General features: G+C 32.8%; 10 protein-coding genes. 7 read left to right on the top strand and 3 right to left on the bottom strand.

From position 1 onward, the window contains the following. Positions 1-2,252, bottom strand: a 2,252-nt coding sequence (locus tag KO464_01510; protein MCC7572048.1) for a bifunctional DNA primase/polymerase, incomplete at its 3' end; no start/stop codon positions are given. Positions 2,253-2,536: 284 nt separating this feature from the next. On the opposite strand from KO464_01510, the gene KO464_01515 reads away from it, so the two are divergent. The 5 genes from KO464_01515 to KO464_01535 all read left to right on the top strand — a co-directional run bounded on the left by KO464_01515 (position 2,537) and on the right by KO464_01535 (position 9,481). After that, complete coding sequence (locus KO464_01515; GenBank protein ID MCC7572049.1) at positions 2,537-4,198, top strand: site-specific DNA-methyltransferase; 1,662 nt, start codon at positions 2,537-2,539, stop codon at positions 4,196-4,198. Continuing rightward, complete coding sequence (locus KO464_01520; GenBank protein MCC7572050.1) at positions 4,195-6,372, top strand: DEAD/DEAH box helicase family protein; 2,178 nt, start codon at positions 4,195-4,197, stop codon at positions 6,370-6,372. Before KO464_01515 ends, KO464_01520 begins: the two co-directional genes overlap by 4 nt. Before the next feature lie 301 nt (positions 6,373-6,673). Continuing rightward, on the top strand, positions 6,674-6,835 hold the full coding sequence (locus KO464_01525; GenBank protein ID MCC7572051.1) for a hypothetical protein: 162 nt from the start codon (positions 6,674-6,676) through the stop codon (positions 6,833-6,835). Positions 6,836-6,838: 3 nt separating this feature from the next. Then, positions 6,839-8,536: a hypothetical protein gene (locus KO464_01530; GenBank protein ID MCC7572052.1), complete on the top strand. Its 1,698-nt coding sequence runs from the start codon at positions 6,839-6,841 to the stop codon at positions 8,534-8,536. A gap of 180 nt (positions 8,537-8,716) precedes the next feature. Continuing rightward, positions 8,717-9,481 (top strand): hypothetical protein, encoded by a 765-nt coding sequence (locus KO464_01535; GenBank protein MCC7572053.1) that lies wholly within the window; start codon positions 8,717-8,719, stop codon positions 9,479-9,481. 78 nt (positions 9,482-9,559) lie between these two features. Here KO464_01535 and KO464_01540 read toward each other — a convergent pair whose 3' ends face one another. Then, entirely contained in the window at positions 9,560-10,354 is a 795-nt protein-coding gene (locus tag KO464_01540) for a site-specific integrase (protein ID MCC7572054.1), read from the bottom strand. Positions 10,355-10,712: 358 nt separating this feature from the next. Here KO464_01540 and KO464_01545 point away from each other — a divergent pair, with 358 nt between their 5' ends. Continuing rightward, positions 10,713-11,228, top strand: coding sequence for a universal stress protein (locus KO464_01545; GenBank protein MCC7572055.1), 516 nt, complete (start codon positions 10,713-10,715; stop codon positions 11,226-11,228). A gap of 63 nt (positions 11,229-11,291) precedes the next feature. On the opposite strand, the gene KO464_01550 is transcribed toward KO464_01545, so the two are convergent. Next, the gene (locus KO464_01550; GenBank protein MCC7572056.1) at positions 11,292-11,654 is read right to left on the bottom strand and encodes a DUF1622 domain-containing protein; all 363 of its coding nucleotides are present in this window, start codon (positions 11,652-11,654) and stop codon (positions 11,292-11,294) included. 165 nt (positions 11,655-11,819) lie between these two features. Between KO464_01550 and KO464_01555 the strand changes: the two genes are divergently transcribed. Then, positions 11,820-13,082, top strand: a complete 1,263-nt coding sequence (locus tag KO464_01555; GenBank protein MCC7572057.1) for a Zn-dependent hydrolase — start codon at positions 11,820-11,822, stop codon at positions 13,080-13,082. The last annotated feature ends 82 nt before the right edge of the window (positions 13,083-13,164 follow it).

The raw sequence follows: 13,164 nt of genomic DNA on the forward strand, positions 1-13,164 counted from the left end.
CTAGCCTTGTTGATCTCTATGCCTTCCCAGTACCTGCCGTCAAACTCCCTTGATTTCTTAAGGCCAAGCTGGGAAAGTCTCCTCCCGAATGACTGCTGGGATATGGTTTCAGCCCTCATGCAGTAGCAGTAGGTCCTGTATGCGCCGTAAAGCTCTCCTGCTGGTGTTTTGGCAATAACACCTACGTTGCACACGTCATCTAAGAAGTCCTTCAATGGATCCATTTCGTCCTTGTATTCGGTGTTTGCGAGGACGACTATCTCTGGAGGATTCAGGCCTTCCGAGAGCCACTTCATGCAGCCAGCGATGGCCCAGTTCAATATCCCAGGGAGCTCCTCGTCAAGCTTTGACTCCAAGGTCTTGTCCCTTTTCTCGTTAGGCACGCGGTAGTTAAATGGGATGGTCATCAATCTTCGCCATATGGCAAAGTCGCTTCCCCGAATCGTAGGCTTGTTGTTTGAGATCATCCAAAGCTTAAACTTAGGGGCAAAGTCAAATATCTCCCCATATAGAAATCTGGCAGTAAGGCCTTCATGGCCAGTCACCCTCTTTATGAAGTCTTCATCTAGGAATTTGCCTTCTGCGATCTCTGATGATCTTACAAATCTGGCTCCTTTGAGCCTTGCAACGTCATTTTTAGGGCCTCCATCAAACTTCTTGTCCATGAAGGTGGAAGGGTCGGCATCCTTGGCATACTCGCCCAGCATCGTCATGATAATGTTTAGAAAAGTGGTCTTACCGTTCTGGCCTAATCCATGAAGAAAGAATAGGACCTGCTCACGATCATCGGATGTCAAGCTGTAGCCTATGGCCTTCTGGATGTAATCGATAAGCTCCTCGTTTCCCTCAAAGATCTCATGAAGGAAATTCTCCCACATAGGGCATTTTGCATCCGGATCATATTTGACATTGGCAAGCTTTGTGATGAGCTTCTCTTTCAGGTGGTCTTCAGAGAACTCCCCAGTCCTTAGATCTATTATGCCGTTCTCAACATTCAGAAACCACACATCCTGGTCAAGATCATCAGGCGATATAGGCAGCTCATTTGTTGCAAGCTTTACTATAGATTCAATGCGATAGGAGCTTTCTGATAAGAACGCCCACTTTGATATCTCTCCTTTCTTGGAATAATCCTGCTCTATGGCAGCCTCTGCATTAATGCTCCTTACAGTGTCCTTGGCAAGCCTGTATATGGCACCGCTATCATCCTTTAGCCACCTTCTTCCATCCCAGACGATCCACTTCTTCCAGAGGTGGCAGTACCTTATGACGTCCCCATAGTGGTAGATCAATCTTTCAGAATTGCCAAGGTCAGTCATGGCAAAAGTGTTCTTCGGGAAGTCTGTCGTTATCCTGTTCACTTCCCCCTGGCCGAGAGGCTCCTCGCACTGTGTTTGATTGATCCTTGATATTGTGTCCCTAACAGCCTGTTGCGAAAGGCCCCTGTTTCTCAATATGCCGGATATCCTTGTAAGCTCAGAATTCCTTTTCCCCAAGGGGATTGTAGCTTCTTTGACCTTATCTTTACCCTCCTTATCAGAAAGTATCTCGGATAGCCAGGTAGGCGTGTCCTCTAAATCATTACCAAAGATTGACTTCTCCCACTCGTAGACCTTGCCGGAAGGATGAATGCTTGGAGGTGCTACAATAATCCCTCCCTCGCATCTTACATCAACGCCTGGAAGAATGCCAGCACATGTGCGAAAGATCCTATTGGCCCTAAAGTAATAGTGTTTGCCACGGCTAGATCTTGCAACTGGCGTGTTTATCGGCACATCTTTAGAAGCAATCTTTAGTGATTGGCGCCCCTCTTCCCCGTCAATATCCAACACCAAGAGCCTGCTGATTGAACCTGTGACAATGCCAATATTAGCATTAGGCCACTGGCTCCACCACCCGTCTATATCCCTTATATCTACCTTCTCAATTTGGTACCTTCTCCAGGGGATAATTGATATCTTGTCCTTTTCCCTAAGGGGGATTATATTTAGGCCTAGATAAAAATACTTTATGGCCTGGTCAAAAAGGGGATTGATCCATACGCGCTCAGGTACATCATCGTATGCCCTCGCAAAACCGTTCTTTAGCAGTATGTCAAAGGCATTGGCAGCAGATTTTGGGACGTTAACTATCTGGCCTTCGCTGTAAGGCCCATATGATCTTCCATCGTCCCCGATAAACTCCTCAATATCAGAAAGTATTTCTATAAGAAAATCAGAATCAGGCTCTTTTTTAGGATCTTCATCAGTCATTTTAACACCGGCAAGTATCAATAAGCTTGCTATGGTGACTATATTGTTTTAGAGGGAAGGATGGAGAATTGGAAAACAACTAAAATAATAAAAAAGAAATTATTGTAATTTTAAGGCCAAGGCCAAACTAATAATTACTGCAAACGGGATTTTTTTGAATGTAAATTATACTTGCTGAACGAGGGCTAATTTTTAAGGCCAAATTAGAGGGTGATATTTTTTAGTGTCAAAATATTTTAAAAGATAGAAAAGAATTAAAAATGGATACGGTTAAGGTTTAGCATATGCCTAAAAAAGATTATGATAATTGGTCTAAAATAGAATTAATCAAAGAAATCAAAAAATTAGAAAAAAGAAAGAAGTACGGTATTGTTTGGGAAGATAAACCTGAACAAGTGGCTGAATTGTGTAAGGAAAAACTTCCTGTCTTGAAAGAAGAAAAAACAAAAGAAATAATATCTGATGATAATGGATTTGATATAATAGTAGAAGGAGACAATTATCATGCTCTTTCAGTTTTAAATTATACCCATAGAGGAATGATTGATGTTATATATATTGATCCCCCTTTCAACACAGGAGCTAAAAATTGGAAATACAATAACGATTATGTAGACAAAGAAGACGCCTTTAGACACAGTAAATGGTTATCTTTTATGGAAAAAAGATTAAAGCTTGCTAAACCATTATTAAAAAGAAATGGAGTTTTGATATGTGCAATTGATGAAAACGAATTATGGCATTTAGGCCCTCTTTTAGAAGAAATTTTTGTTGGGTTTGAAATTCATATAGTTACTATTGTTCATAATCCTCGAGGAGTTCAAGGAAAAAATTTTTCTTATACTAATGAGTTTGCTTATTTTGTTTTACCAAAAGGACAAAAAATAATTGGCTCTAGGAAATTAAACGAAGAGGAAATTTATTATAGTAATTTAAGAACGTGGGGTGGTGAATCAACTCGATCAACTGCTCGTAATTGTTTTTATCCGATTATAATTGAAGATGACAAAATAGTTGGATTTGGGGAAGTGCCTGATGAGGATTTTCATCCAAATAGTCAAACTGAAGAAAGAAATGGGCAATATTATGTCTGGCCTATAGATATAAAAGGAATTGAAAGGAAATGGCGATACGCTAGACAGAGCATTGAATCTATTTCAAATTTATTGTCTATTAAGAATAACAAAGGAAGAATTGAGATTATAATTGGCAAAGATTTTGGAACAATAAAAACTGTTTGGCAAGATCCTAAATATGATGCTTCAGAATATGGCACTAAATTAGTACATGCTCTTGTTCCAGGGAATCATTTCGATTTTCCAAAGTCAGTCTATAATGTTTATGATTGTTTATTTCCAATAATATCTGAAAGAAAAGAAAGTATTATTCTAGATTTTTTTGCTGGTTCTGGTACTACAGGCCATGCAGTTATGATGATAAATAAAGCTAAAGAAGGTTGCAGAAAATTTATATTATGTACTAATAATGAAAATGGAATAGCTGAAGATATTTGTTATCCTCGAATAAAATCAGTTATAGATGGGAATTTAGATTATATGGACATAACAGGGATTAAATCAAATATTAAATATTTTAAAACTGATTTCGTTGATTCAGACCCGACTGACGAAAATAAGAAAAAATTGGTCGACAAATCAACAGAAATATTATGTTTAAAAGAAGATTGTTTTAATAATATAAAATCAGATACATACTATAAAATATTCAAAAATTCTAGAGATAAATATTTGGGAATAGTATTTGATGATGAAGGCATTGAGCCCATTAAAAATGAAATAATTAATATAAGTAAAATGTTTGTTTTGTATGTATTTTCTCTTGATAATAGCGCAAGAGAAGAAGAATTTCAGGACATTTCCAATATAGTTGAGATAAAACCCATTCCAATAGGAATATTAAATGCGTATAAGAGGATATTCAGATGATAGAGCTAAGAGATTACCAACAAAAAGCAGCCGAGAGTTTAAAAAGAAAAGTTCAAAATGTTTTAGATACGCCTGACAATGGAGTTGTAATATTTCAAGCACCTACAGGAAGTGGAAAAACTGTAATGGTGTCTGAAATGTTGAAAAAACTCGCGAGAGATAATCCTACAAAATATTCTTTTGTTTGGATTTCTGTAAGGATGTTGCACGAGCAAAGTAAAGAAAAATTAGAGAAATACTATGAAGATGACAGATTAATAGAATGCTCATATTTTGAGGATTTACAAGATAGAAAAATAAGGGAAAATGAAATTTTATTTATTAATTGGCACAGTATAAATAAAAAAGATATTAACATATACGTTAGAGAAAATGAACAAGACAATAATCTAAATGCAATAATTCAAAACACAAAAGAAGAGGACAGAGAAATTATTCTAATTATTGATGAAAGTCACCACACTGCAAAATCTGATAAATCAAAAGAACTAATTGAGGTAATAGGGCCAAAAGTTACAATTGAAGTTTCTGCAACGCCCCATTTAAAAGAAAGTGTTTCAGAAATTGAGAATATTAGTCTTGCAAAAGTAAAAGCGGAAGAGATGATCAAATCTGAAGTTTCTATTAACCCTGAATTTTTAGGGAAAAAAGTAGGATCTAAAGATTCTGATACTATAATCATAGAAGAAGCTCTTAAGAAGAGAGAACAATTAAAAAATCTTTACCAAAAAGAAAATTCAAATATCAATCCCCTTGTTCTTATCCAACTTCCAGATAGTAAAGCGGACTTGTCAAATAAAAAAGATGAAGTTATTGAAATTCTAAGAAAAGAAAAAATAACGGAACAAAATCAAAAACTTGCAGTATGGCTCTCCGAAGAAAAAACAGATAATCTGCTAAATATAGAAAAAAACGATGATGACACAGAAGTATTGATTTTTAAACAAGCGATTGCACTAGGGTGGGACTGTCCCAGAGCATCAATCTTAGTTATATTTCGGGAATCAAAGAGCTTTACCTTTACAATTCAAACAATAGGCAGAATTATGAGAATGCCCGAGTTAAAGTATTATGCTGAAGAAGAATTAAATAAAGGCTTTGTATTCACAAATCTTCCTAACATAGAGATTACAGAAGATTATGCAAAAGATTACGTTACGGTATACGAATCTAAACGTGATAGTGGCAAATACAAAAATATAGAATTGTCGTCTATCTTTCTGAAAAGACAAAGACAAAGAACAAGACTGTCTGGAGAATTTACTAGGATATTTATTGGTCTAGCAGAGGAAACAAATCTAAAAGATAAAATTAATCTTGAACCTTTAGAAATTGTAAGTCCAATCATTGCAGATGGCAAAATCTTAGATATAGATAAAATTGGCGAAGTTGAACATAAAGGCCAAATTGAAGTTAGTTTAAATGAATCCGAAATCCAAAAGAAATTTGATAAATTCATCTACGATAATTGTATGCCTTACGCTCCAGCAGATTCAAGCGATAGAATGAAAACTGCAATATATCAATTCTTCAGGCAAAATTACAAATTTGAAAAATATGATCCAAGAACACAAAGAATTGTTTTGGGTAAAGAGAACGTCCAAACATTTGTTGATTTAATAAATCTTTCAAAAGAAGAATACAAATTAAAAGTGGTCGAAACTATTAATGAGAAACGAGATAAAATAGATATTCCAAAATGGGAAGTACCTATTATAATTAGCTACAATAGTAAATACAAAAGAGAATCCCATCCAAATTCAATAATGAAACCTTTTTATGCTAGGTCTCCGAGTCGACCAGAACAATTATTTATGGAAACATTAGACAATTCAAAAAATGTTGAATGGTGGTACAAAAATGGAGATAGCGAGATTAAATATTTTGCAGTTCCTTATGAAGATGAGAACAAAATAGAAAGACCATTTTATATTGATTTCATTGTAAAATTCAACGATGAAACAATTGGACTTTTTGATACTAAAAGCGGAATTACCGCAAAAGAAGCTGGTCCAAAGGCAGAAGGGCTGCAGAAATATATTAACTCTAAAAAGAATAAAAAACTCTGGGGTGGAATTGTAATAGAATCCCGGGGGAGTTGGAGGTATAATGACAAACAAAAATATCAATATAATCCAAATGATCTTTCAGATTGGAAAGTATTAGAGCTATAATAATCACTATTTAATCCCAACAAAAATGTTTAAAATAAAACACAAATGTATAATTATTTCGCATAATTAGCCTTATGCGCAATAGGTAAGTTAGCCTTATTTTTATTTAAGTTAATTAGTGTGGTGCCACACATTTAATTAGCCAAAACAATATAATAAAAATATATATGATATTTTATCTTAAAAAAATAAATTTAACGATTACAAACTTAATTCAAAATTTAATTAGAAAAGTTTATAAAGATTTAAATTTCAATTATTTGCAAGAATGATTATTAATTTCCCATGGAGGCTCATATAAATGGCAACTGTTAGCTGTGGCGAGTTTGTTATAGAAAAAAGAGAGAAATTCGATTCTAGTGTATTCAAAAAAACAATAGCGAATATAAAAAAGTTTGAAGAGAATGTAGAAAAAATTGAAGAGATATCCCCTAGAATTTGGAAACAAAAATTTAACATATAATACATGACCAAAATAAAAACTGAAGAATCTTTTTATATTATCGAAGATTTTTCAAAAACAAACTTTCATGAGTTATTTATAAATTTATATTCTATTCAAAATAATATTAAAAATAGTCTTCAAATCTCTTTTCTAAAAGGGTATCTTTCCCATTTGGAATGCAAAAGTATTCTAATAGAAAGTAAATATATAGATAGAGATTATTTGATGGATTACCAGGATTTTTACGTTAGATGTTCAAGGCCCTACGATAAAAAATGTAAAAGAGCTCACTTTTTTTCGTGTGACGTGAAACAAGAGGACATTATAAAAATAATTGAATCTCCTTTACAACAAACAAAAAAGATTGAAGAACTACAAAAAAAATATCTAGGTTTTTCAGTTATAAAACCTTTGCCAGATAAAGTAATTGGAAAAACTTGTATTAAACATTATCCGGCAGAAGAGATAAGACATTTTTTATCAATAAAAGAATATTCTTCTAATCTTTTTGGAATTAATTTCAAGGTAAATACTCTTGCATTTCAACAACAAGATACAATAATGGCGGCGTGTGCTACCGTTTCATTATGGTGTGCATTTCAACAAACTTCAGAATTATTTGGACATTACGTTCATTCTCCTGGACAAATAACTAAATCTGCTACTACTAACATAATTGATAAACAAAGAATAATACCCTCACAGGGCTTAACTCCTGGACAAATATGTGACGCTGTAAGACATGTGGGACTTGCTTATGAAACTTTTAGTGTGATGGATAAAGAAAGCTTTTTGGGAATAATTTATTCCTATTTAAAAATGAATTTACCTATAATTATGGGATTTTTACGACCTGATAACAAATATCACGCAGTGACTATTACGGGATATAAATTAGAAAAATTAAAAGAAAAAGAGGAAAATAAAGTTCAAGAAAATGAAGAAAAAGAAGGGATTAAAAATATTAAGATGATATCTAATAATATATCTGAATTATACATTCATGATGATCAAATTGGGCCATTTAGCCGTGTGTATATTCGTGAAAAATCGGCAGACGATATCCCAAAAGTATTAATTAAATTTCCAAAAGATAAAAATCAAGAGGATATTCTAAAAGATGTTCGACTTGTTCCCCTCTATTTATTCTCTGAAAAATATGTTTCATCAAAACCTGGGTTGAAACTGGAGTTAGTTTATCCTGAAACAGGAAATTTAGAAATAGACGCTAAAAATTCAGCAAATAAATTAGTCACGCCAGATATCTTAATTATTCCTTTATATGAAAAAATAAGGATTAATTTTAGTAGTATCTATAAAGAGGTAAATAGGATTAACACATTTCTAAGAACAATGATTAAATCAGAAATTATTTGGGATATTTTCTTATATACATCTAATAAATTCAAAGAAGAACTTATCCAAAATGAAATATTATCTAAAGAATATAAAATAAAATTATTATCAGAATGTATGCCTAAATATATTTGGAGATGTCAAGCTAAGATTCAAAATAAAATATTTCTTGAAATTATTTTCGATTCTACAGATATTGGAGCCAATACTGCTCTATTATATTTAATATCTGGTGATGATCAGAAGAAATTTTTAAAAGATGAATTTAATAAGAAAGAAAAAGAAAAAAATTATATTGACAATATTATTGAGATTGTAGATATAGAGTTCATTAATAATTTTAAAAATTATATTACCCAGTAATTGAATTAATCCTTTTATATTGTTATTTTAGCTATTCAGTTTATTAATAAAATCATTTTCTCAATTCTTTCCCATCTATAGAAGACTAGATCTAATCTTCAGATAAGACTATTTTTATATAAATTAGGCTTTCCATTTTTTTTCTATATTCTTATATATGTGGAAACAACTAATAAACTCATGTTTGCTTATAAAAAAATTAGAATGTTAGAAATTATTCCCGCTATTTTAGGAACAATTATTTTTATATATTCAGAATTATTAAACAAAGATTTTTGGCAGTTCTATAATGAAATTAAGTTATTATTCTTTATAGTTACGGGAGTAGTAATATATTCGATTTTTGTAAAAATATATAATTTGCGTTTAAAGGAAAAACATCACTATGTAGAACTTCCGTTCTCTTTTGCCCCTTTTATTTACCTTACTATCAAATATGCCATCATAAAAAATTATCCTATTAACTACCTTGTTCCACTACAAGGATTTTCTTTAGCTCTTATTTATTTATCATTTGGTAATGATACATTCCAATATTTTTGGAAGAATAATACTTTCAAATTGAAAACTTATTGGGAAAATCTTAGTTTGAAACAAGTATCTTTATTAAAAAAATATTTGATTCATATTTTGATTATTGTATTTGTATTACATTTATTTCTGATTTTTATTAAGATAGATCTTCTTTCATTCCATCATTTATATATTTGTGTTCTAATTTTTATTTTAATAATCTCGTATAAACGTAATAAATCAAATTTAGAAATTGAAAATTATGCAGAATTCTATTTTCATATTTGCATAATCTTTGCATTATATGATATCCTATTGGTCGAATTAGATATATTTGAAGGGGGAATTTTTTACTATCAATTCTTTGGTCCATTAATTCCATTATTATTTTATTTTGCATTTCGCCCAAGAATTGGAAAAAAAGAACAATAGACCGATATAGGGGATTAGCATTATTAAGGGGATATTTTTAGAGTTTAGGGCTATATCCTTTTATTTATTCAAATAAAATTAAAATTCAGGGCATGCTTTCTCATATCCCTTCATAATCATCCTCGTATTCTCATGAACATAGCCTTCAGTAGTTTTAATGTTTGAATGGCCCATTATGCTCTTTAGAATAAGGACATCTCCACCATTTTCAATAAACTGTGTGGCAAATGTGTGCCTAAGCTGATAAGGTGTGACTCTTTTTATTCTAGCCATTTTACAATATTTTTTCAATGCAAATCTATATGCGAACAAAGTCATTGGAGTTTTTTCTCTAAAAGAATAGAATAGTGAAGGGCAATCATCATTTCTTTTGGAAAGATACTTTCTTAACGCCATCATAGGTTTTTTGTGAATTGGAACTATGCGGTCCTGGTATGTTTTTGTATTTTTTACTATAATTGTACCTTTGTCAAGATCAAGATCTTCTTTTTTTAAGGCCAAAATTTCTGTAGGCCTTAAGCCAGTATATAGGTGAGTTAAAATTAAGGCCAAATCCCTATCATTGTCTATTTTGTCCAAAATCTTCCACACGTCTTCAGGCTCTATTGACTGTCTTCTCTTATGGTGAACTCTAGGTGGTTTATAATCGAATTTATACCCTTTGAATTCGCATAGATATTTTATTGCGTAATGAGCACTGTGCTTGCTTGAAGATGAGTGTCTATTAGAATCGAGTATTTCAAAATATAATTCATGCAACTCATCTTCAGACCAATCCATCCATCCCCTTGGCAGCCTTGTAATTAAATTCATTGATGTTGTGCTTGCAAGTTTTTTATTTCCCCTAAGAAACCTATAGAAATCTTCTTCCAAAGGATTTTCCTCCAAGCCATTTTGTTTTTAAAGCCAGAATTTTTGTGTATTCCATTAAAAGAGCTTTATTATTAGTTTTATTTTTAAAATAAAGCATATTTTACCTCTTTTTTAGTTTAGGCAAAATACAGACTTAAGATCCGGTGACGCAGGTCTTCGAGGGTTCGAATCCCTTCCCCCGCATCATTTCTTTTGGATTTTGGGTTTGATATATGGTTTTTTTATGATTATTTCTTGATTATTGAAATTTGTTTTGGTTTTGAAAATAATCTTAAATATTTTATTAGCTAATTCTAATAAAATTAGGATAACCGAAAAATTTATATAGTATAATGATTGTATAGATAACGGTGATATAATGAGTGAATTAATAAAGAAAATATTAGTTCCAGTAGATGGATCTACACCTTCTCAAAAGGCTGTAGAATATGCTGCATGGGTAGCAAGTAAGACTGGGGCTCAGGTAATGTTGCTCCAAGTAGTAGACGCAGATAAATTAAAACTAACATATGAAGCAATGGATAGATTCTTGCCTGAGTGGGAAGATAAGATAAAAGGAACAGACGACATAAAGAGATACTCTCCTTTTTTTGATGAGCAGCTTAATTGTATGCTTGAAGATCCATTATGTAAGAGGGCAAACAATATTCTAAAAGAAATGACAAAATATGCTGAAAAACTTAGCGTTAAGCCAAAGACAATGATGAAACTCGGAAGAGTTGTCGATACAATTGTACAAACAGCAGAAGATGAAAAATGCGACCATATTATTGTTGGTAAAACAGGGCTTACCGGAATAAAGAGATTGGCCATGGGACATGTGGCAGAAGATGTAGCTAAATATGCTCCGTGCAGAGTTACAGTTGTCCCTTAATTAAAATATCTTTTTTTTTACATTTTTAATATATACTATTTTTTATTAGATATGAAAAGTAGATCATAATTTAATTTCAGTATTACTATCAGAATGATGTTGAACTTCGTCAATCTCAATGTCTAAAAAGTAATTGATTACAGTTCTTATGGCAACTATTGCACCTAAAATTGCAACTTCTTCTAAACTAGGTTTTAAAATAGTTCTTATTATATCAGCGGCTATAAGAAACTCCAATCCGAGTAATAAATATGTTCCAAATGATAATCTAAGTATATCATTATCTTTTAGATAAATTTTAGCTTTGATTCTTTTAAGTTCATTATTAAGAAATTTCACAAAGGATATTATACTACCATAAATAATGACTGCTATTCCTACTAGTCCTATGGCCAAAGAAATATACTCAATAATTTGAACTAACATCCACCCATCTCTTAGTTATTATAATACAGTTTCATATATTACTTTTACTATAGGCGTGCAGGAAGCCCAATACAAAATAAAAGTTTAATATTTTATTGATAAAATCAAGCAAAATTAGAAAAACTTAAAAATTAGAATATGTATAAATTATGTTGGAGGTTTCTTATGTATAAATGTAATTTGGAAAGAATGCGTGATAAAATAAAAACATTTTCTGAATATGGTGATGCTGGACACGGGGGAATTACAAGATATTCACTTTCCCCAGAGGCAATTCAAGCAAGAAACGAATTTAAAAGAAGAATGGAGGCAATTGGTGCAACAATTGAAGTGGATGATATCGCCAACATGTACGCAACAATTCAAGGCACATCCCCAGACGCTAAGAGAATTGTAATGGCCTCTCATGTGGACTCTGTTAAAAATGGAGGTAACTATGATGGCATCTTGGGGGTTGTGTCTGCAATGGAAATTCTTGAAACTGTTAAAGAACAAAAGATTCCTCATAAACATCCGCTGACTGCTATGATCTGGACAAATGAGGAAGGTTCCCTATACCCACCTGCAATGATGGCATCCGGTATCGTATGTTATGATTACTTACCTGAGAAAATCCGTGGAAAGTTCAAATATGAAGATATGATGGCTTCAAAGAGTGTCTTAGATCCAACAAAAACTTTTAGAGAGGCTCTGGCCAAATCAGGATTTCAAGGAGATAAGAAATATAGGCTCAATCCGGAAAACTATTTGTACATGTTTGAATTACATATTGAACAGGGACCAATTCTTGCGGATGCAGGTAATCATGTGGGTGTTGTTGACTGCGTACTGGGAATGTTTAATTATAGACTTAGATTTTATGGGCAGACGGTACACGCAGGCACCTTCCCAATGTCAAAGAGAAAAGATGCTTTCTTTGCTGCCGGACAGGCACTTTGTTATATCCATGCAGAGATCGATAAATTAAATATACCGGAGCTAGTTTATACGACTGGTGAGGTGACATGCCATCCATGTGTACATACCTGTGTTCCTGACTTCTTTGATTTTTGTATAGATGTAAGGCACGAAGATCCTAAGATACTTGAAAAAGTGCTTGCAATTGTCAAGAGTTGTGCAGACAGAGAGTGGGTAGGCTGCAAATGCGAAGTTGAAAAGGCATGGAACAGAGATACTGTTTACTTTGATAAGAAGCTCGTTGGATATGTAAAAGAGTCTGCAGAGAAAGCAGGCATCAAACATCAGTATATTCATTCCGGGGCAGGACATGATGCTCAGTTTGCATCTTATATGATCCCGACAACAATGATTTTTGTACAGTCCAAAGACGGCTTATCCCATTGTGAACCAGAGTATTCCACAATTGAGCATTGCACGGAAGGTGCTACAGTTATGCTGAATGCAGTATTAAAAGCGGACAGAGACTAAGAAGATTTAAGATTTCCTATGTATATCAATGAGGTCAGAGGTGTACGAGAAGCTAAACTTGAAATATTGATTAATAAGAACT

The sequence above is a fragment of the Methanofastidiosum sp. genome (assembly GCA_020854815.1).
Taxonomy (GTDB): Archaea; Methanobacteriota_B; Thermococci; order Methanofastidiosales; family Methanofastidiosaceae; genus Methanofastidiosum.

Bases quoted from the DNA above. Each gene is read 5' to 3' on its own strand.
- KO464_01520 (MCC7572050.1), top strand. From the start codon at position 4,195: ATGATAGAGCTAAGAGATTACCAACAAAAAGCAGCCGAGAGTTTAAAA.
- KO464_01545 (MCC7572055.1), top strand. From the start codon at position 10,713: ATGAGTGAATTAATAAAGAAAATATTAGTTCCAGTAGATGGATCTACA.
- KO464_01515 (MCC7572049.1), top strand. From the start codon at position 2,537: ATGCCTAAAAAAGATTATGATAATTGGTCTAAAATAGAATTAATCAAA.
- KO464_01535 (MCC7572053.1), top strand. From the start codon at position 8,717: ATGTTTGCTTATAAAAAAATTAGAATGTTAGAAATTATTCCCGCTATT.
- KO464_01525 (MCC7572051.1), top strand. From the start codon at position 6,674: ATGGCAACTGTTAGCTGTGGCGAGTTTGTTATAGAAAAAAGAGAGAAA.
- KO464_01530 (MCC7572052.1), top strand. From the start codon at position 6,839: ATGACCAAAATAAAAACTGAAGAATCTTTTTATATTATCGAAGATTTT.
- KO464_01555 (MCC7572057.1), top strand. From the start codon at position 11,820: ATGTATAAATGTAATTTGGAAAGAATGCGTGATAAAATAAAAACATTT.
- KO464_01550 (MCC7572056.1), bottom strand. From the start codon at position 11,654: ATGTTAGTTCAAATTATTGAGTATATTTCTTTGGCCATAGGACTAGTA.